This window comes from Streptomyces sp. NBC_00057, assembly GCF_045041165.1.
Taxonomy (GTDB): domain Bacteria; phylum Actinomycetota; class Actinomycetes; order Streptomycetales; family Streptomycetaceae; genus Streptomyces.
Genome location: NZ_CP108256.1, coordinates 4,370,065 through 4,390,239, shown reverse-complemented (window position 1 = coordinate 4,390,239; position 20,175 = coordinate 4,370,065). Strand labels below are relative to the sequence as shown.

Genomic DNA, 20,175 nt, shown 5'->3' with positions numbered 1-20,175 from the left:
CCTCTGGCCACCAGCCCCGTATTTCCACACGAAAGATCCCAGGCAATGTCTGAGACAACAGGTGCTTCCTACGCGGCAGCGGGCGTCGACATCGAGGCCGGCGACCGTGCCGTCGAGCTGATGAAGGAGTGGGTGAAGAAGACGCAGCGCGCAGAGGTCGCGGGCCTTGGCGGCCTCGGCGGTTTCGCCGGACTCTTCGACGCCTCGGCCCTCAAGCGTTACGAGCGTCCGCTGCTCGCCTCCGCCACCGACGGCGTCGGTACGAAGGTCGACCTCGCCCGCAAGATGGGCGTGTACGACACCATCGGCCACGACCTCGTCGGCATGGTCGTCGACGACCTGGTCGTCTGTGGTGCCGAGCCGCTCTTCATGACCGACTACATCTGCGTCGGCAAGGTGCACCCCGAGCGTGTCGCGTCCATCGTGAAGGGCATCGCCGAAGGCTGTGTCCTGGCCGGCTGCGCCCTGGTCGGCGGCGAGACCGCCGAGCACCCGGGTCTCCTCGGTCCGGACGACTTCGATGTTGCGGGCGCCGGTACGGGCGTGGTCGAGGCCGACCATCTGCTCGGCCCGGAACGTATCCGTAAGGGTGACGTCGTGATCGCCATGGCGTCGTCCGGTCTTCACTCCAACGGGTACTCGCTCGTCCGTCACGTGGTCTTCGACCGGGCCGGCTGGGCGCTGGACCGCGAGGTCGAGGAGTTCGGGCGGACGCTCGGCGAGGAGCTCCTGGAGCCCACCAAGATCTACTCGCTGGACTGCCTGGCCCTCACCCGTACAACTGAGGTGCACGGCTTCAGCCACGTCACCGGCGGCGGCCTCGCCAACAACCTGGCCCGGGTCATCCCGGACGGACTGCACGCCAGGGTCGACCGCTCCACCTGGATGCCCGGCGCGGTCTTCGACCTGGTCGGCAAGGCGGGCCAGGTCGAGCAGCTGGAGCTGGAGAAGACGCTGAACATGGGCGTCGGCATGATCGCGATCGTCCCGGAGCAGTCCGTGGACGTCGCCCTGACGGCGCTGGCCGACCGCGGGGTCGATTCCTGGGTCGCGGGCGAGATCACGGAGCGCGGGGCTCACACCTCGGGTGCCGAGCTGGTGGGCAGCTACGCGCGATAGGCATGGGCGGGCACACCGGGGGCACCCGGTGACCGCTTCGTCCTCGGTCGCCGGGTTTCCGACCCGTCCGGCGATCGAGGACACCGAAGCCCGCCTGAGCAGCCGGACCGGATCGGGGTAGCACAGAACCCGGTCCGGGACAGGCCCGGACCGGGTTGATGTGTCAGCGCGAGGTCAAGCGCCGCGGCGCTGTGACGACGGACCGGACTGATCGTCCTCGTCCTCGTCCTCGTCGTCGTTGTACAGATCCGCGTACTGTGCGTACGGGTCATCTTCCTCGTCGTCGTCCTCGAACGGCTCTGCGTTCGGTGGTTGACTCGAAGGCGATGCGCCCAGCTCATTGGCCAGACGCGACAGGTCAGTCCCGCCGCTGCTGTACTTCAGCTGGCGGGCGACCTTTGTCTGCTTGGCCTTTGCCCGGCCGCGCCCCATGGCTCGACCCCCTCGGTGACGGGGCTCGACGGCCCCAGAGTCTTGACACGCGTTCATGTTTCAGGACGGACTCTCGGCAGAGAGACCGTGCCCGTAGGGCTTTAACGGTACCTGCTTCCGCGGCCATACGGTACGCCGCCCGCATCACGTGCCCCGGAAGAGGACCGGCGAGAAGCCCCGTCCTCGCTGGTCAACTGCGATTTTAACCTCTTCTTGGCATGCGACCCGCCGACCGGCGTGAGTCTTGTCTCGCCGGTCGGCGGGTCGCAGACAGGAAGGGGCGCAAACGCCGGGTGATGCCCCCGCGACCGTCAGCTACGGCGTGCTTCGGCCATCCGCTGTTCGGCGATCCGGTCGGCCGCGGCAGCCGGCGGAATGCCGTCATCCTTCGCACGTGCGAATATGGCGAGCGTGGTGTCGAAGATCTTCGACGCCTTGGCCTTGCACCGGTCGAAGTCGAACCCGTGCAGCTCGTCGGCGACCTGGATGACACCGCCCGCGTTCACCACATAGTCGGGTGCGTACAGGATCGACCGGTCCGCGAGGTCCTTCTCGATGCCGGGGTGCGCGAGCTGGTTGTTGGCCGCGCCGCACACCACCTTGGCGGTGAGCACCGGAACGGTGTCGTCGTTCAGCGCGCCGCCGAGCGCGCACGGGGCGTAGATGTCGAGGCCCTCGGTACGGATCAGCGCCTCGGTGTTCGCGGCGACGGCGACCTCGGGGTGCTCATCGGTGATGCGGCGGACGGACTCCTCCCGCACATCCGTGATCACGACCTCCGCGCCGTCCGACAGTAGATGCTCGACCAGGTGGTGACCGACCTTGCCGACCCCGGCGACCCCCACTTTTCGGCCACGCAGCGTCGGGTCGCCCCAGAGGTGCTGGGCGGAGGCCCGCATGCCCTGGAAGACACCGAACGCGGTGAGGACCGAGGAGTCGCCGGCGCCACCGCTCGAAGGGGAGCGGCCGGTGGTCCACCGGCACTCGCGGGCGACGACGTCCATGTCGGCGACATACGTGCCGACGTCGCAGGCGGTCACGTAGCGCCCGCCGAGCGAGGCCACGAACCGGCCGTACGCCAGCAGCAGTTCCTCGCTCTTGATCTTCTCCGGGTCACCGATGATGACGGCCTTGCCGCCGCCGTGGTCGAGACCGGCCATGGCGTTCTTGTACGACATACCGCGCGAGAGGTTCAGCGCATCCGCGACGGCCTCCTCCTCGGAGGCGTACGGATAGAAGCGGGTGCCGCCGAGGGCCGGGCCCAGAGCGGTGGAGTGGATGGCGATGACGGCCTTGAGGCCGCTGGCACGGTCCTGGCAGAGCACGACTTGCTCGTGGCCCCCCTGATCCGAGTGGAACAGGGTGTGCAGGACGCCGTCGGTCACATCGGTCACTGTGGTGACTCCCAAGTACGAAGCGGCGGAAGACCCTCCTGAAGGTGGGGAGGGCCGCGGTCCGGCCGGCGCGGCCGGTCCGACTGGGCAAGAGCGTAAGTCCTACGCGGACGTAGATCTGTGCCAGTGCCGAGGATCACCCCCCCGGCGGAGTACGGGCATGACACGATTTGCTGCATGTCGGTGGTGTCTTCAGTGCTCGTCCCTTACGCGTCCTACCTCCGGGTGTACGAGCCGCTGGCCGCCTTCCCGGAGCCCGAACGCGGTCACTGGGCCCGTTACGCAAGGCGCTCCCGTATCCCCACGGCCCAGGACGAACTGCGCCGTTCGCTCGCCGACTTGGTGGCCACGCCGCCGGTCGGCGTGCCGGTGCACGAGAGCGGGGACGCGTTCGTCGCCGAGATGGACGGCGTGGTGTGCGTCTGCCCGTGGCGGACCAGGCTGCGCGGCTGGCTGGCGCTGGACGAGCTGATGGAGATGTTCCCCGGGCCGGTGCTCGACGCGGTGCTGCCGCCGGTGGTGCGCGGGCAGGCCGTCGCGGACCACGAGCGGTGGGCGGAGCGCAATCCGGACGCCAGGCCCTGGATCCTCACCTCGGTGTGGCAGGTCCCGGTGCGCTGGTTCGTGCTCTTCTCCGACGGGGAGCGGGAGTACGCGGAGGCGGGCGAGGACGGTGAGCCGCCCGTGCTGCGCTACCGGACGCCGATGGTCCAGGCCCGGCGCCGGCTGGCCCGGGCGCTGAAGACACTGCGGGAGGCCGTGGACGAAGGGCCTCTGACCGAGGGGCTCGTGGACGTGGGGCGCTGGCTGGAGGAGTTCCATCCGCGCGCACTGGTCGAACTGGACTACGCGGGTCTGGTGCACGCACTACCGGCGACGCAGCTCGCCGGGGACCGCTCGGCCGCCGATGTGGCCGAGGGCATCGCGGCTCTGCAGGCCGGCGACGCCGAAGGGGCGAGTGAGGCGTACAGGCGGCTGGCGGAGCGCTGGCGGGCGGTAAGGGATCGTCAATTCGCGAACTGACAGGGCCTCATCCGCGTCTGAACCTGTGACCCGTGTGACACGTGAGGATGAAGAGACGGAAGCGTGCCTCAGTGGTCCTAGGACCTACGTCCCGAACCGGGCCTTTGCCTCAAGCGTGATGGATAGCACTAACGGGGCCCTTGCGTCCTTCCCTACCCCTCGTGCCAAAATAGGACAAGGGGTCCGGGGAGGGCTCCTTCCGTCCAACTGGGGGCGGATTGCTCAGCATTGCACGCTATGGGGGGTCTGTTGGCTCCTGATCGCTCTGTGACTGATCGTCACGGTGGCGTGACTGTCCGCTATGGCATGGTCCATCGGCTTCCGTCGCTGATGAACACCTGGGAGGGCAATTCCATCGGTTTGGCCGACGTGGCTGGACGGATGGTGTAGTTGTAGTGCCGAGGACAAGCCGTTCGTCCTATAACCGACTCGGCCCGCGTCCGCCATTTCGGGCAACGCGGGTCAAGGTGCAGAATTTAGAGGAAAGAACCGAGATGGTTCGGTTCTCCCGAGGAGGCCGCTCATGACCGCTCGCACCCCTGATGCCGAGCCGCTGCTGACCCCGGCTGAGGTTGCCACGATGTTCCGCGTGGACCCGAAGACGGTTACCCGCTGGGCCAAGGCGGGCAAGCTCACGTCCATCCGCACGCTCGGTGGACATCGCCGGTACCGCGAGGCAGAGGTCCGCGCACTGCTTGCGGGTATTCCGCAGCAGCGCAGCGAGGCCTGACACACCCCTGTCGCCGCGCCACAACTGGGCTTCCGGGTCCCCCAACCCGTACAGGCCCACCCATAGCTCCAAATGACGGGCGCCCGCCCCAACGGGCGCCATACCTGTGCAATACGGGTGCGTCGTTCGATCGCGCTGGACTCCGCCGGGTCCAGCGCGATCTTTTTTGTGCTCTCGCAGGCCGGGGCCTTCCCCGATCGCGCCGCCCCGGGCGGCTCGGGCGCCGCAGGAAACCGGGCGTCCGGTTGGCTCCGGCGAGGGCGCCGTGCGGGCTTGTGCGGGTCTGTGCGGGACTGTTCCCGACCGCCCCGGGGAAGCCGGGCCGGGGTGGTTCGGAAGGTCCCGTGGCGCTCCCGTCCGAGTGGTGCAATTGCACATATTAAATTCGCCAGTTGTAGGAAGGGTGTAAAGTCACTCCTTCTCAAAACTCGTTCGGTGACTCCCGTCACACTGCATGAGTCTTGCCAAGTGCGAGCCTGCCACCTTCGGGAAGCGGAATGCCGCGCCATTGGTCACCCGGTCGAAGGACTTTCGTCCTGGGGCTCCTGGCCTTCCAGGGCGCCGTCCTGGCGCCCCGCGCACAGGACCGGCGGCTCGGGCGGGGAAGCGGTCCGGGAGGCCGTCACGGGCTCCATGGCGAGCCGCAGGAGCCGATGGCAGATCGGGCGGTGGCGAGTGAGGTGGCGGTAGCCGGAAGCGGCGGCCAGGTGGGCGCGCAGGAGTGCGCGGCTCTCGTGCCCAGTGGACGCCGCCATACGTGCCACCTCCCGGTGGGCTGCCGCCCCGCGCCGGGGAACAGGGGCAGCTCCTGCTGTCTGAGTACTCGTCGGCAGTTGCCGGAGTCAAGACACGCGAAAGCCCGGATCCAGAAGGATCCGGGCTTTCGTTACTGCGGTCCTGACGGGATTTGAACCCGCGGCCTCCACCTTGACAGGGTGGCGAGCACTCCAAACTGCTCCACAGGACCAGGTTTTCGCTGCTGCCTTGCGGCTGGCTACGAAGACAGACTGTACAGCAGGTCAGAGGGTCTGGTCGACCTCACCGAAGGTGGTGGTTCCGTTACGGCTCCGACCGGGGCTGTCTCACGGGGCCGCCGCGTCGATCGCCTTCATGATCCGCTTGTCGGAGACGGGGTAGGCCGTCCCCAGGGCGTGCGCGAAATAGCTGACCCGGAGCTCCTCGATCATCCAGCGGATGTTCAGGACCTCCTGCGGAACGGGCCTGCCCCGCGGCATCTGTTCGAGCAGCCAGGCGTACTCGTCCTGCATCTCGCGGACCTTCTCCATGCGCGTGGTGTCGCGCTGGACGGCCGTCGGCATCTGCTGGAGCCGGCGGTCCACGGCGACCAGATAGCGCATCAGGTCGGGCAGTCGGCGCAGCCCGGTCGCGGTGACGAAGCCCGGCGGCACGAGGGCCGCGAGCTGGGCCCGTGCGTCGGTGACGTTGTTGACCAGGACGAGGCTGTTGGTGGCCTTCAGACGCCGCTCGCAGGCCTGCCAGGCGGCCAGTACCTGCTGTACCTGCTTGACCGTGTGCTCGGTCAGCGCCACGAGGTCGGAGCGCACCTTGTCGTACAGCTTGCGGAACGACTCCTCGTCCCAGGCCGGGCCGCCGTGCGCGCCGATCAGCCGGTCGGCGGCCGCAGTCGCGCAGTCCTCGAAGAGCGCCTGGATGGAGCCGTGCGGATTGCGGGACAGAGCCAGCTTCTGCTGGTTCGTCAGCTTGTCCGAGGCGAACTTCGCCGGGTTCACCGGGATGTTCAGCAGGATCAGCTTCCGGGTGCCGCGCCACATCGCCTGCTGCTGCTCGGCCTCGGTGTCGAAGAGCCGTACGGCCACTGTGCCCGCCGCGGCTCCCTCCTGGTCGACGAGGGCCGGGTACGCCTTGACCGGCTGGCCGGCCCGGCGGGTCTCGAAGACGCGGTTCAGGGTGCCGATCGTCCAGTCCGTGAGGCCCGAACGCTCGATGGACTCACCCGAGGGCCCCGCAGTGGCCGCAGCGGCCTTGGAGAGGGCCTGACGGGCCTTGGGGCGCAGCTGGAGCTTCAGCGCCTCCAGGTCCTTGTCCTCGGCCACCTTGCGGCGCCGCTCGTCGACGATCCGGAAAGTGATCTTCAGGTGGTCCGGAATGCGGGTCAGGTCGAAGTCGTCGGCGCCGACCGGGACGCCGACCATGCGCTGGAGCTCCCGGGCCAGTGTGACCGGCAGCGGCTCCTGGAGGGGGACCGCCCGGTCCAGGAACTTGTCCGCGTAGTTCGGCGCGGGGACGTAGTGCCGGCGGATCGGCTTGGGCAGCGAGCGGATCAGCTCGGTGACCACATCCTCGCGCAGGCCCGGGATCTGCCAGTCGAAGCCCTCGGCGGTGACCTGGTTGAGCACCTGGAGCGGGACGTGGACGGTCACACCGTCCGCGTCCGCACCGGGCTCGAACTGGTAGGTCACCCTGAACTTGAGCTTCCCCTGCCGCCAGGAGTCGGGGTAGTCGTCCTTGGTGACGGCCCCGGCCTTCTCGTTGATGAGCATCGAGCGCTCGAAGTCCAGCGCGTCCGGCACGTCGCGGCGCTTGTGCTTCCACCAGGAGTCGAAGTGTGCCCCGGAGACCACATGATCGGGGATGCGCTGGTCGTAGAAGTCGAAGAGTGTCTCGTCGTCCACGAGGATGTCGCGGCGCCGCGCGCGGTGCTCAAGCTCCTCGACCTCGCCGAGGAGCTTGCGGTTGTCGTGGAAGAACTGATGGTGCGTCCGCCAGTCGCCCTCGACCAGGGCGTTGCGGATGAACAGGTCGCGGGAGGTCTCGGCGTCGATACGGCCGAAATTGATCTTGCGTTGGGCGACGATCGGTACTCCGTACAGCGTGACCCGCTCGTACGCCATCACCGCCGCCTGGTCCTTCTCCCAGTGCGGTTCGCTGTAGGTACGCTTCAGCAGATGCTGGGCCAGCGGCTCGATCCACTCCGGCTCGACCTTGGCGTTGACCCGCGCCCACAGCCGGGACGTCTCGACCAGCTCGGCCGACATCACGAACCGCGGCTGCTTCTTGAAGAGCGCAGATCCGGGGAAGACCGCGAACTTGGCGCTGCGGGCCCCCAGGTACTCGTTCTTCTCGGTGTCCTTCAGCCCGATGTGCGAGAGCAGCCCGGCCAGCAGCGAGGTGTGCACCGATTGCTCGGGAGCGTCCTCCTCGTTCAGGTGGATGCCCATCTGCTTGGCGACGGTACGCAGCTGCGCGTAGATGTCCTGCCATTCGCGGATGCGCAGGAAGTTCAGATACTCCTGCTTGCACATCCGGCGGAAGCTGGACGAGCCGCGCTCCTTCTGCTGCTCGCGGATGTACCGCCACAGATTCAGGAACGCCAGGAAGTCGGAGGTCTCGTCCTTGAAGCGGGCGTGCTGCTGATCGGCCTGTGTCTGCTTGTCCGAGGGCCGCTCGCGCGGGTCCTGGATGGAGAGCGCGGCGGCGATCACCATGACCTCGCGGGCACAGCCGTTGCGCTCGGCCTCGATGACCATGCGGGCCAGGCGCGGGTCGACGGGCAGCTGCGAGAGCTTCCGGCCGAGCTGGGTGAGCCGCTTCTTCGGATCCTTTTCGTCCGGGTCGAGCGCACCGAGTTCCTGGAGGAGCTGGATGCCGTCGCGGATGTTGCGGTGGTCCGGCGGGTCGATGAAGGGGAACTTCTCGATGTCGCCGAGGCCGGCCGCGGTCATCTGGAGGATGACGGAGGCCAGGTTCGTACGCAGGATCTCGGGGTCGGTGAACTCCGGACGGGTCAGGAAGTCGTCCTCGGAGTACAGCCGGATGCAGATGCCGTCCGACGTACGCCCGCAGCGGCCCTTGCGCTGGTTGGCGCTGGCCTGCGAGATCCGTTCGATCGGCAGTCGCTGGACCTTGGTGCGGTGGCTGTAGCGGGAGATCCGGGCGTTGCCCGGGTCGATCACGTACTTGATGCCGGGGACGGTCAGCGAGGTCTCGGCGACGTTCGTCGCCAGGACGATCCTGCGGACGATGCCGTTGGGGGGCCGCTGGAACACCCGGTGCTGCTCGGCGTGCGACAGACGCGCGTAGAGGGGGAGCACCTCGGTGTGGCGGAGGTTCTTCTTGTTCAGCGCGTCCGCGGTGTCGCGGATCTCGCGCTCGCCGGAGAGGAAGACCAGGACATCGCCGGGGCCCTCCGACTGGAGCTCGTCGACGGCGTCGCAGATCGCGGTGATCTGGTCGCGGTCGGAGTCGTCGCCCTCCTCTTCGAGGAGCGGGCGGTAGCGCACCTCGACCGGGTACGTACGCCCGCTGACCTCGACGATCGGCGCCTCGCCGAAGTGGCGCGCGAACCGCGCGGGGTCGATCGTCGCCGACGTGATGACGACCTTCAGATCCGGGCGCTCGGGCAGCAGCCTGGCCAGATAGCCGAGCAGGAAGTCGATGTTCAGCGACCGCTCGTGGGCCTCGTCGATGATGATCGTGTCGTACGCGCGCAGCTCACGGTCCGTCTGGATCTCGGCGAGCAGGATGCCGTCCGTCATCAGCTTGACGAACGTCGCGTCGGGGTTCACCTGGTCGGTGAAGCGGACCTTCCAGCCGACCGTCTCGCCCAGCGGGGTCTTCAGCTCGTCGGCGACACGCTCGGCGACCGTACGGGCCGCGATCCGGCGCGGCTGGGTGTGCCCGATCATGCCCCGGACACCGCGCCCCAGCTCCATACAGATCTTCGGGATCTGAGTGGTCTTGCCGGAGCCGGTCTCCCCGGCGACGATCACAACCTGGTGGTCGCGTATCGCCTCCAGGATCTCGTCCTTCTTCTGGCTGACCGGGAGCTGTTCCGGGTACGACAGGGCGGGCATCCGTGTGGCACGCAGCGCGAGCCGCTCGGCTGCCTTTCCGGCCTCGGTGGCGATCTCGTCCAGCACGGTCTGCCGGGCCTCGGGCTTACGGATACGGCGCGCCCCTTCGAGACGGCGGCCGAGCCGGTGTGCATCGCGGAGCGAGAGCTGTCCGAGCCGGTACTGGAGATCAGCGAAGGAAGTAGACATACGGAGCCCAGGATCTCACCCGGGCCCGAAGAACGGCGAACGTATTTCGTGCGGTCCGGGTCACCACGTCGGCACTGCGCGGAGGCGCGGGATCACAGCACGTACCATTTCCGGCAGCTGACCACCCGTTGCCCCGTCCGGAAAGGCCGGTCGCCGTGTCCCGTACGCAGTGGTGCTGCCTGGTGGCGGTGCTCGCGGTCGCGCTGGGGCTGTTCTGCGGTCCGGTGACGGGTACCGCGGGTGATGCAGGACGTACGGCGGTCGCGGCCGCTGAGGCCGGCGCCGAAAAGGCGGCCGCCCCGGCCGACCTCGGCAGGGATGTCACGTCCACCGACCCCGCCCCGGTCGCCGCGTCGGCCGTGGACCGGCACGGGGCCCCGGGGTGCGGCAAGAGCCGGAAGCACGAGGACGGCGAGCCCGCTCTGCCGGGCCGGGCCCGTGCGGTGTACGACCAGGCGCCCGGCCTCGCCGAGTGGGGCCTGCCCGCCGCCACCGGGCAGGGACCCGTCCGCCCGCCCCTACGGATAAAGCTGCGCGGCCCCGCGGCTGCCGCGCCCACTCCGGTCGAGCTCTCCGTACTGAGGGTGTAGACGGCCGCTCTCCGACCGGCCGCCCCTTTTCCTCCCGAATCACCAGCACGGAGTCCCGCATGCCCAAGTCCACGTCCTCACGTACGCCGTCGTCCAGGAAGCCGCTGATCTACGGCGCCGGAGTCGTAGTCGCCGCAACCCTGCTCGGCTTCGTCTCCTACCGGGCCACCGCCCCCGACCACTCGGCTTCTTCCTCTTCCTCCTCGCCGGTCGCCGATGTCACCGCGGACCCGGATGCCGGCGTCTATCCGGAGCTGGCGAAGCTCGCCCGGCGCGACGCCGACGACAAGCTCGCGCAGGGCAGGGTGGACGCGCCCGTCGTCCTCATCGAGTACGCCGACTTCAAGTGCGGCTACTGCGGCAAATTCGCCCGCGACACCGAACCGGTCCTGGTGAAGAAGTACGTCGACAACGGCACGCTGCGCATCGAGTGGCGCAACTTCCCGATCTTCGGCGCCGAGTCCGAGGCGGCCGCCCGCGCCGCCTGGGCCGCCGGGCAGCAAGGCCGCTTCTGGCAGTTCCACCGTGCCGCGTACGCCGAAGGGGCCAAGGAGCAGGGATTCGGCAAGGACCGACTGAAGGCGCTCGCCCAGCAGGCCGGGGTCGCGGACCTCGACCGGTTCGCGCGTGACGTCGACAGCTCCGCCGCCTCCGCCGCGGTGGGCAAGGACCAGGAACAGGGGTACGGGATCGGTGCGACCTCCACCCCGTCGTTCCTGATCAACGGCCGTCCGATCGCCGGAGCCCAGCCGGTGGAGACCTTCACCCGGGCCATCGAGGCGGCGGCCGAGAAGGCCCGCAACACCGAGGACGCCAAGGGTGGAGAGGACGCCGAAGGCGCCGAGGGCGGCGCGAAATGACGGCTGACATCGGCTACTTCGCGGCCTTCCTCGGCGGGTTGCTCGCCCTGGTCAGCCCGTGCAGCGCGCTGCTGCTGCCCGCCTTCTTCGCGTACTCCATCGACTCCACCTCGCGGCTCCTGGCCCGCACCGGCATCTTCTACGCCGGTCTGGCCACCACCCTCGTCCCGCTCGGCGCCGCGGGCTCGTACGCCGGACGGCTCTTCTACAGCCACCGCGACGCGCTCGTCCTCGGCGCCGGGTGGCTGATCATCGTGCTCGGCATCGCGCAGATCGTGGGTCTGGGCTTCGCCTCGCGCCGGATCGCCGCACTCAGCGGCCGGATCCGCCCGACCACCGCCGTATCCGTCTATGCGCTGGGCGCCGTATACGGACTGGCCGGTTTCTGCGCGGGCCCGATCCTCGGCAGCGTCCTCACCGTCGCGGCGGTCAGCGGCAGCCCGGTCTACGGCGGACTGCTGCTCGCCGTCTACGCCCTCGGCATGGCGGTCCCGCTCTTTCTGCTCGCGCTGCTCTGGGAACGCTTCGACCTGGGCCGACGGGCCTGGCTGCGCGGTCGTACCTTCCGGCTCGGCCGCTTCGAGCTGCACACCACGACACTGCTGTCGGGGCTTTTCTTCATCGGTCTCGGCGCGCTGTTCCTCGCGTACGACGGGACGACGGCGCTGCCCGGACTGCTGGACGTGGACGAGTCGTTCGCCGTCGAGCAGTGGGCCCAGCGCATCGGAGAGCATGTGCCGGACGCAATGGCGCTGGTGGCCGTGGTCGCGGCGGTGCTGCTGGTTCTGGCGGTACGGGCGTGGCGCGGCCGCAGCGTGAACTCGGCGGACCGCGAAGAGGCCTGACACGGCGAAGGCCCCGTCCATCGGACGGGGCCTTCGGGTGGTGGCTGGGGCCGGGATCGAACCGGCGACCTATCGCTTTTCAGGCGATCGCTCGTACCAACTGAGCTACCCAGCCACGCAGCCCATAAAGGCTGCAGCGGTCCTGACGGGATTTGAACCCGCGGCCTCCACCTTGACAGGGTGGCGAGCACTCCAAACTGCTCCACAGGACCAAGCTTTTGTGCGACTAAGTGTCGCACAAGGTGGTGCGTGCCCCCAACGGGATTCGAACCCGTGCTACCGCCTTGAAAGGGCGGCGTCCTGGGCCACTAGACGATGAGGGCAGAACTACTAGTGCTGCTGCTTCTGCGTCTGTCGCCCGAGGGGACGTGAGAAGCATGTGACTCCGCTTTCCCTCGAGAGGTTCCGCTTCTCCTTCAACCTCTAGGGTCTCAGAACGGCCAAGTCCTGACCGGCGCCCTTGGGCACGTCGGAGACTGTACTACGGCGTTTCGGCGTCAGCCAAACCGAATAGGCGAAGGGGTCGCTCCGGCCGGGTTCTCCTCCGGCAGATGGCGGCTGACCTCGGCCGTCGTCGGGCCAGGGCCGCCCGGGGCGATCTCGGTCCGGGCGGTTCGGTCCGGGGCGCGTCGAGCGGCCGTACGGGACAATGGCGGGGTGCTGGAGATGACGCGCGAAGAGTTCGAAGAGCTGGTCGCCGAGGCGCTGGACCTGATCCCGCCGGAGCTGACGCGGCTGATGGACAACGTCGCGGTGTTTGTCGAGGACGAACCCGCCCCGGGCGATCCGGAGCTGCTCGGGCTCTACGAGGGGACGCCGCTGACCGATCGCGGCGAGTGGTACGCGGGGGTGCTGCCGGACCGGATCACCATCTACCGCGGGCCGACGCTGCGGATGTGCGAGTCGCGCGAGGACGTCGTCGCCGAGACCGAGATCACGGTCGTCCATGAGATCGCCCATCACTTCGGCATCGATGACGAGAGGCTGCACGCGCTCGGCTACGGATGAGCGTGCGAGCGCCGTGCGGGTGGCGCGCAGGAGGCGTGCGGGAGGTGTGCGGGTCGGGCGCGGGGCGTGTCCCCGGCGGGGCAACGGGAGTTGGGCACGACGCCCCCCGCTTCTTCCCGTACCGCTCCGCCCCCTCTTCGTACCCCCGGAGGTGCCTCCCGTGCGCCAGTTGTCCGCCCCCGTCCGATGGGCGGCCGTCATCGCAGTGACGGTCGCCGCGTCCACAGGTTGTATGAGCGTCGGCGACGACGGAGGGAAACCGGCGCCGTCGCCGTCCTCCGAGCCGAAGGGGAGAGCGGCGGGGCCGGAGGGCGCCGCCGGTGCGGGCGCCGCCGGCGCCCGCACCGGCGGTGGCCGTGCCGAGGCGCATTCCGAACGGGAGGCGGCCGAACCGGCGGAGCCGAGCGGCTCCGCCGGCCCTTCGGGCTCGCCCGGCGGAGTACGCCCCGGCGCGAAGCCGGGTGATCCGGGGCCGGTGAGGGGTGGTGGGCTGCCGGTGCCCTCGGTCTCGCAGCCGGGGCCCGGAGTGCCGCATCAGCCCGAATCCCCGCCGCCGTCCGAGCCGGCCACCCCCGAGCCGCCCGCCTCCCCGGAGCCGGAGCCCTCGGAGCCGTTGCCGCAGCCGTCCGCCTCCTCGGCGGCTCAGCTCCGCAAGCACGCGATGCGTGCGCTGGAGGAGCCGGCGTTGCTGCGGACGCCGGATGTGTCGCCGCAGGTGGGGCCGATGTAGCAGAGGGTCGAGGGAGGGCGGTTTGCGCAATGTGGGGGGGAGTGCGTATGGTAGTAGATCGTTTGATCCCATTGCCCGGCGCCGAAACAGAAGCGCGCCGTGTGGCGCGTACTCTCCCTTGCCGTGGCTGGACCGCATTGAGGCGGTCGAAATTGCGAATCACGGAGTTACGGGCGCGTGCCGAGACTCCGGAAGGTTTCGCATTTCGCATGTCAATTTCCAGTTCTGACCACACCGTCATGCCCGAGAACATCGAGAACGACGAGCTCGTCGAGGCCGCAGAGGCCGTCGTCGCCGAGTCCGCCGACTCCATCGAGGCAGACGCCGCCCAGGCCGAGCAGGCCGACACCGACTCCGCCGTCGACGCGGATGACGACGCGGACACCGAGCCGACCGTCACCTTCGGCGACCTGGGCCTGCCCGAGGGCATCGTTCGCAAGCTCGCGCAGAACGGTGTGACCGCGCCCTTCCCGATCCAGGCCGCGACCATTCCGGACGCCCTGGCCGGCAAGGACATCCTGGGCCGTGGCCGTACCGGCTCCGGCAAGACCCTCTCCTTCGGTCTGCCGACCCTGGCCACGCTGGCCGGCGGCCACACCGAGAAGAAGAAGCCCCGCGCGGTCATCCTCACCCCGACCCGTGAGCTCGCGATGCAGGTCGCGGACGCGCTTCAGCCGTACGGCGATGTGCTCGGCCTGAAGATGAAGGTCGTCTGCGGCGGTACGTCGATGGGCAACCAGATCTACGCGCTGGAGCGCGGTGTCGACATCCTCGTCGCCACCCCGGGCCGGCTGCGCGACATCATCAACCGGGGCGCCTGCTCCCTGGAGAACGTCCAGGTCGCCGTCCTCGACGAGGCCGACCAGATGTCCGACCTGGGCTTCCTGCCCGAGGTCACCGAGCTGCTCGACCAGGTTCCGGTCGGCGGTCAGCGCATGCTCTTCTCCGCCACGATGGAGAACGAGATCGGCACGCTGGTCAAGCGCTACCTGAACAACCCGGTGAGCCACGAGGTCGACAGCGCCCAGGGCAACGTCACGACCATGACGCACCACGTCCTCGTCGTGAAGCCGAAGGACAAGGCGCCGGTCACCTCCGCCATCGCCGCCCGTAAGGGCCGCACCATCATCTTCGTCCGCACCCAGCTGGGCGCCGACCGCATCGCCGAGCAGCTTGTCGAGGCGGGCGTCAAGGCGGACGCACTCCACGGCGGCATGACGCAGGGTGCCCGTACCCGCGTGCTCGCCGACTTCAAGGACGGTTACGTCAACGCGCTCGTCGCGACCGACGTCGCCGCCCGCGGTATCCACGTCGACGGCATCGACCTGGTGCTGAACGTGGACCCGGCCGGTGACCACAAGGACTACCTGCACCGCTCGGGCCGTACCGCCCGTGCCGGCAAGTCCGGTGTCGTCGTCTCGCTGGCGCTGCCGCACCAGCGCCGCCAGATCTTCCGCCTCATGGAGGACGCGGGCGTCGACGCCTCGCGTCACATCGTGGGCGGCGCGGGTGCCTTCGACCCGGAGGTCGCCGAGATCACCGGTGCCCGTTCGCTGACCGAGGTCCAGGCCGACTCCGCGAACAACGCCGCCAAGCAGGCGGAGCGCGAGGTCGCCGACCTGACCAAGCAGCTGGAGCGCGTCCAGCGCCGCGCCGGTGAGCTGCGCGAGGAGGCCGACCGCCTGGTCGCCCGTGCCGCGCGCGAGCGGGGCGACGACCCCGAGGCCGCGGTGGCCGAGGCCGCCGCCGAGGCGGAGGCCGCGATCGAGGCCGCCGTCTCCGTACCGGAGCAGGCCTCCGCCCGTGACGACCGTCGCGACGACCGCGGCAACTTCGACCGCCGGGACAGCCGCGGCGGCGACCGCGGCGGCGACCGCGGCGGCTACCGCGGTGGCAACGACCGTCGTGACGACCGCGGTGGCGACCGTGGTGGTTTCCAGCGTCGTGACGACCGTCCGTCGGGTGGCTTCCGCCGCGACAACGACCGTCCGTCGTCCAGCCGGGACCGTCGTGACGACCGCGGTGGCGACCGTGGTGGTTTCCAGCGTCGTGACGACCGTCCGTCGGGTGGCTTCCGCCGCGACAACGACCGTCCGTCGTTCAACCGCGACCGTCGTGACGACCGCCCCTCGGGCGGCTTCCGCTCGAACGACCGTCGTGACGACCGTGGTGGCCGTTCCTTCGACCGCCGCGACAACGACCGTCCGTCGTTCAACCGCGACCGTCGTGACGACCGCCCCTCGGGCGGCTTCCGCTCCGGTGGCAGCGACCGTCCGTTCAACCGCGACCGTCGTGACGACCGTCCCTCCGGTGGCTTCCGCTCCGGTGGCACCGACCGTCCGACCGGCCGCCGCGACGACCACCGTGGCACCGGCACCAACACCGGTTCCTTCGGCCGCCGTGACGACAAGCCGCGCTGGAAGCGCAACGGCTGAACGCCGTGAGGACCTGCTGAAGGTCCGCTGAAAGGTCCACGGAAAGCGGGCCCGCTCTTTACGAGCGGGCCCGCTTTTCTTTTCACTTCCATCACATGAGTAACCGCTGTTAATATCCGGCGACTTGCACAGGGGTGCGGCCGGGGGGCTTGCGTGATTCCTTTGCGGCAGTCCGCCGTTTGATCACCTGTGCCCTTCATGCCTTTCAGGCATTTCGGGGAGGACTGACCCTTTTGGCTCGCTTTGCTTCTCCATGCAGTCGTTCCATCGGGCGCCGTCGTGCCGCCTTTGCTGCTCTCACCGTGGTCGCGGCCGGTCTCGGCACGATGCCGAGCGCCAGGGCCGCGGACGCGCCGACCCCCGTGCAGACGGACGGGGTCTGGGGCATCGACTTCGCCGGCGGAACGCTGAACACGGTGGAAGTCGCGGCGAACGGCCAGCAGCACGCCTACGCGCGCCGGATCGCCCCGGACGGGACCACGGCCGGTGACCGGACCCCGATGGGGTTCGTCGGCACCTACGCGACCGGCGACCACACCAAGCGCGTTCCCTGCGACGCCGGTTCCTGCGTACCGCTGCGCGCCACCGGAAACGGTCATCTGGGCCGCTTCGGCGTCGACAACGGCCTGGAGTACGCCCAGATCTGGCTGACGGCGAACAGCTACCACTCGTCCGACGAGCCCGGCGTGACGGGTGGTCGGTTCGTGGACGCCACCGGACGCTACTTCGTCTACAACGCGGAGTCGACCGGCAAGCAGTACATCGACGACGTCTCCGAATACCACACGACGAATGTTCGGATGACCCGGTCCATAACCGCCGCCTCGGTCTGGGGTTCTGTTCTGTGGACGGCGAGTTCCACCACCGGAGCCGTCACCGCGACCGACCTCGAACGGAAGAAGGTCGTCGAGACGGTCGCCACCGGTGCGCCCTGTGTGGTCAAGGAACTTCAGACCGTCGGCCGCTGGATCTACTGGAACTGCGGTACGGGCGGTGCGGCCGGTGTGTACGACCGTACGGCGAAAAGGAGCCTCACCGTGCCGTCCGGTGCCGCGCTCGTCGGCGACGGCTATCTCGTGCGGCACGACCGGTCCGCCGGGAAGCTGGTACTCACCGACTTCCACACCGGGAAGTCCGCGGCGCCCCGGGAGATCGCGGATCTGCCCGCGGGCAGCACCGTCGACCAGCGCAGGCTGACCTGGGCCGTGGACAAGTTCGGCGGCGACATCGCGTACGTCGGACCGGACAAGGCGATCCACATCGTGCCGAGCGAGGTGCCTTCGCAGCCGTTGGCGGCCATCGAGTCGGATCTCGGCGACGGTTCCATCGACATCAAGGGCGTCGACAACGGCCACTCCCCGGCCTGGAACAGCACCTGGCAGTTCAGCAAACCCGGGACCTGGAAGTTCGTGGCGAAGGACATCCGCGGGCGCACGGTCCGTACCTTCTCCGGCGGGCCCGGCACCGAGGCCGAGGTCAACTGGGACGGCCGGACGGACAAGGGCGGCTACCCGACCAACGGGGTCCACACCTGGACGCTGACCGCCAGGGCCGCAGAGGGCGACGGCACGTACACCACCAGCGGAATGATCTCGGTCGGCGGTGGCCTCCCGGGCCACCACGACCAGGGCGGCAACGACTTCGGCGAGCTGGTCACGCTCAACTCCGCAGGTGCCCTGACCCTCCACTACACCGAAGGCAAGGGCAAGTTCGACTGGAAGCGCTCCGGCTCCGGCTGGCCCAAGGGCGCGATGGCTGTCCCGTTCGGGGACATGGGCAGCGACCGGTGCTCCGAGATGCTCGTACGGATGCCGAACGGGGAACTGCGCCGGTACGCCGGAAAGTGCGGCAGCCCGTACACCCCGAACAGCAGCCACACCTCGCTCGGCACGGGCTGGAACGCGTACAACGTCCTGACCGTGCCCGGCGATCTGACCGGTGACGGACGCGCCGATCTGCTCGCGCGCAAGGCGTCGACCAGCGACATCCACCTCTTCGCCGACGACGGCCGCGGCAAGCTGAAGGCCGGCGTCAAGATCCGTTCGTCCTGGACCGTCTACACGAAGATCGTCGGCGCCGGAGACCTCAACGGCGATGGGTACGGCGATGTGCTGGCCCGTCACAAGGACGGCACGCTCTACCGCTACGACGGCACCGCCACCGGGAAGCTGAAGGAACGGGTGAAGGTCTTCTCCGCGTGGGGCGCCTCGTACAACGCCATCGTCGGGGTGGGAGACATCACCGGTGACGGGAAGGCCGACCTCGTCGAGCGGGACAGCTCCGGCAATCTCTACCGCAACAACGGCAACGGCAAGGGGTCGTTCGGCTCGCGCACGAAGATTGCCACGGGGTGGCAGGTCTACAAGGGGGTCTTCTGATGCGTATGAGGAAGCGGATACGACCGGGGACCGGCCGGGCTCTCACCACCATGGCGGCGGTCGGCACCGTGCTGGCCGGGCTGCTGGTCTCCGCGCCGCAGGCCCGGGCGGCCACGACGGTCCCGTCGTGGCTCATCCCGCTCTACTACGCCGACGACGCGGACGGTTCCCACCGGGCCTGCACGGGCATCACGCTGTCCCGGACCCGGACTCTGGCCACGCCCGACTGCTTCACCGGCCGCAGCAGTACGGACATGGAGTGGGAATACGACCTGAAGAGCGGTCAGCTCCGGGGCGGCAGCAGCGATCCGCGCTATCGCAGCCACCCGGCGTACGACGCGGCCACGCGCCGCGGCGCGGTCTCGGTGGCGATCCGGGCGACACCGGCCTCGTACGGCAAGCCGGTGCTGGCGTCGTCGAGCGACACGGCGTTGTACGCCACGGGCGCCAAGGCGACGTTCTACTCGTGGTCGGGCCTGGATCTGGACGACGCCCCGCGGGTCCGCCACACCGAGCAGGTCGTGCTCAAGTCGACGGCGTCATGCGCCACTCTGCTCGGCCGCACGCTGCCGAGCGGCACGCTCTGCACCGTACCGGCGCCCGGCGCGCCCCCCGTCGCGGACGAGGACCAGTGCTTCGGCGACGCGGGCGGAGCACTCGTCGGCGGGGGCAAGCTCATCGCCGTATCGGCAACCAGGGCGACCGGCTGTGTCCAGGGAGGGGTACGCCTCTACACCCGGATCTCGTCCTACCGGTCCACGATCACCGACTGGACCCGTGACGTCGACCTCGACGAACGGATCAGCGGCTCGGTCCTGGCGCGGGAACCGGGCGACCTCATCGACCTCTGCACCACGAACCAGCAGGGCAGACTCGAGGGCTGCTACGTCGACAGCGTGGGCTCGATGCTCGACTGGGAGGACGACTTCAACTTCCTGACGGAGCTGGGCGACCTGGGCGGTGACGGCAAGGGTGACCTGCTCGCCCGTACACCGGGCGGCACGCTCTACCGCATTCCCAACCCGCTCGCATACGGGGAGGTCGGCGACGCTCCGAAGGTGAAACTGGGCACCGGCTGGTCCAAATACAACAAGATCGTGGCCGCCCGAGACCTCAGCGGCGACGGCCTTCCCGACATCCTTGCCCGTGACACCTCGGGCGTGGTCTGGCTCTACCGCGGAAGGAGCGACGGCTTCCTGGCGGGCCGTACGAAGGTCACCACCTGGAAGAGCTACACCGCCATCGCCGGACGCGGCGACCTGTCGGGGGACGGCCGCGCGGACATCGTGGCGCGGGACGGCGCCGGGGTGCTCTGGCTCTACCGGGGCAACGGCAAGGGCGGCTTCGCTCCACGTACGGAGATCGGCTCGGGCTGGGGCAAGTACAACGCGATCGTCGGCAGCGGAGACATGGACCACAACGGGCGGCAGGACATCCTCGCGCGGACGCCCGCGGGTGCGGTGTACCTCTACAACGCGAACCACGCGGGGGGCTTCTCGGCGCCGAGGAAGCTGGCCGATACGCGCTGGAAGAAGTACACAAGGATCAGCTGAGCGATGAGCTGAGGCTCGGGAAGGGCGCGGCCCTCGGGCCGCGCCCTTCCCGTT

Annotated in this window: 15 protein-coding genes and 4 tRNA genes; 11 read left to right on the top strand and 8 right to left on the bottom strand. The window is 69.2% G+C overall.

Annotated elements, in window-relative coordinates; genetic code table 11:
* The first annotated feature begins 45 nt into the window (after positions 1-45).
* Positions 46-1,119, top strand: coding sequence for a phosphoribosylformylglycinamidine cyclo-ligase (purM, locus tag OG953_RS20575; RefSeq protein ID WP_405685985.1), 1,074 nt, complete (start codon positions 46-48; stop codon positions 1,117-1,119).
* A 174-nt stretch (positions 1,120-1,293) separates the two neighbouring features.
* Here purM and OG953_RS20570 read toward each other — a convergent pair whose 3' ends face one another.
* Both OG953_RS20570 and OG953_RS20565 read right to left on the bottom strand, forming a co-directional pair.
* The gene (locus tag OG953_RS20570; protein ID WP_030929682.1) at positions 1,294-1,551 is read right to left on the bottom strand and encodes a DUF3073 domain-containing protein; all 258 of its coding nucleotides are present in this window, start codon (positions 1,549-1,551) and stop codon (positions 1,294-1,296) included.
* A gap of 311 nt (positions 1,552-1,862) precedes the next feature.
* The gene (locus tag OG953_RS20565; protein WP_405685984.1) at positions 1,863-2,945 is read right to left on the bottom strand and encodes a Leu/Phe/Val dehydrogenase; all 1,083 of its coding nucleotides are present in this window, start codon (positions 2,943-2,945) and stop codon (positions 1,863-1,865) included.
* Between the two features lie 177 nt (positions 2,946-3,122).
* Between OG953_RS20565 and OG953_RS20560 the strand changes: the two genes are divergently transcribed.
* Both OG953_RS20560 and bldC read left to right on the top strand, forming a co-directional pair.
* Positions 3,123-3,968, top strand: a complete 846-nt coding sequence (locus OG953_RS20560) for a hypothetical protein (protein WP_405685982.1) — start codon at positions 3,123-3,125, stop codon at positions 3,966-3,968.
* Between the two features lie 523 nt (positions 3,969-4,491).
* Complete coding sequence (gene bldC / locus OG953_RS20555) at positions 4,492-4,698, top strand: developmental transcriptional regulator BldC (RefSeq protein ID WP_003949541.1); 207 nt, start codon at positions 4,492-4,494, stop codon at positions 4,696-4,698.
* 512 nt (positions 4,699-5,210) lie between these two features.
* Here bldC and OG953_RS20550 read toward each other — a convergent pair.
* From OG953_RS20550 to hrpA, 3 genes are all read right to left on the bottom strand, one after another.
* The gene (locus OG953_RS20550; RefSeq protein WP_405685981.1) at positions 5,211-5,453 is read right to left on the bottom strand and encodes a DUF6274 family protein; all 243 of its coding nucleotides are present in this window, start codon (positions 5,451-5,453) and stop codon (positions 5,211-5,213) included.
* Positions 5,454-5,590: 137 nt separating this feature from the next.
* Positions 5,591-5,665: transfer RNA gene (locus tag OG953_RS20545), tRNA-Asp, on the bottom strand.
* A 115-nt stretch (positions 5,666-5,780) separates the two neighbouring features.
* Positions 5,781-9,722 carry an ATP-dependent RNA helicase HrpA gene (gene hrpA, locus OG953_RS20540; RefSeq protein WP_405685980.1) on the bottom strand — a complete coding sequence of 1,314 codons (3,942 nt, stop codon included), beginning with the start codon at positions 9,720-9,722 and terminating at the stop codon, positions 5,781-5,783.
* A gap of 155 nt (positions 9,723-9,877) precedes the next feature.
* Between hrpA and OG953_RS20535 the strand changes: the two genes are divergently transcribed.
* The 3 genes from OG953_RS20535 to OG953_RS20525 are packed head-to-tail and all read left to right on the top strand — an operon-like array spanning position 9,878 to position 12,017.
* On the top strand, positions 9,878-10,312 hold the full coding sequence (locus OG953_RS20535) for a hypothetical protein (RefSeq protein ID WP_405685978.1): 435 nt from the start codon (positions 9,878-9,880) through the stop codon (positions 10,310-10,312).
* A gap of 59 nt (positions 10,313-10,371) precedes the next feature.
* Positions 10,372-11,172 (top strand): DsbA family protein, encoded by an 801-nt coding sequence (locus OG953_RS20530; protein WP_405685977.1) that lies wholly within the window; start codon positions 10,372-10,374, stop codon positions 11,170-11,172.
* Positions 11,169-12,017, top strand: coding sequence for a cytochrome c biogenesis CcdA family protein (locus OG953_RS20525; RefSeq protein ID WP_405685975.1), 849 nt, complete (start codon positions 11,169-11,171; stop codon positions 12,015-12,017). The genes OG953_RS20530 and OG953_RS20525 overlap by 4 nt, the downstream gene beginning before the upstream one ends.
* A gap of 38 nt (positions 12,018-12,055) precedes the next feature.
* Here OG953_RS20525 and OG953_RS20520 read toward each other — a convergent pair.
* From OG953_RS20520 to OG953_RS20510, 3 genes are all read right to left on the bottom strand, one after another.
* Positions 12,056-12,132, bottom strand: a tRNA-Phe gene (locus OG953_RS20520).
* 22 nt (positions 12,133-12,154) lie between these two features.
* Positions 12,155-12,229, bottom strand: a tRNA-Asp gene (locus OG953_RS20515).
* Positions 12,230-12,267: 38 nt separating this feature from the next.
* Positions 12,268-12,340 (bottom strand) — tRNA-Glu (locus tag OG953_RS20510).
* 334 nt (positions 12,341-12,674) lie between these two features.
* Here OG953_RS20510 and OG953_RS20505 point away from each other — a divergent pair.
* From OG953_RS20505 to OG953_RS20485, 5 genes are all read left to right on the top strand, one after another.
* Positions 12,675-13,025 carry a metallopeptidase family protein gene (locus OG953_RS20505; RefSeq protein ID WP_405685973.1) on the top strand — a complete coding sequence of 117 codons (351 nt, stop codon included), beginning with the start codon at positions 12,675-12,677 and terminating at the stop codon, positions 13,023-13,025.
* Positions 13,026-13,185: 160 nt separating this feature from the next.
* Positions 13,186-13,755: a hypothetical protein gene (locus tag OG953_RS20500; protein ID WP_405685971.1), complete on the top strand. Its 570-nt coding sequence runs from the start codon at positions 13,186-13,188 to the stop codon at positions 13,753-13,755.
* Between the two features lie 239 nt (positions 13,756-13,994).
* On the top strand, positions 13,995-16,190 hold the full coding sequence (locus OG953_RS20495; protein ID WP_405685970.1) for a DEAD/DEAH box helicase: 2,196 nt from the start codon (positions 13,995-13,997) through the stop codon (positions 16,188-16,190).
* A gap of 326 nt (positions 16,191-16,516) precedes the next feature.
* On the top strand, positions 16,517-18,568 hold the full coding sequence (locus OG953_RS20490; protein WP_405691952.1) for an FG-GAP repeat domain-containing protein: 2,052 nt from the start codon (positions 16,517-16,519) through the stop codon (positions 18,566-18,568).
* Complete coding sequence (locus tag OG953_RS20485) at positions 18,568-20,121, top strand: FG-GAP-like repeat-containing protein (protein ID WP_405685968.1); 1,554 nt, start codon at positions 18,568-18,570, stop codon at positions 20,119-20,121. Before OG953_RS20490 ends, OG953_RS20485 begins: the two co-directional genes overlap by 1 nt.
* Positions 20,122-20,175: the final 54 nt, after the last annotated feature.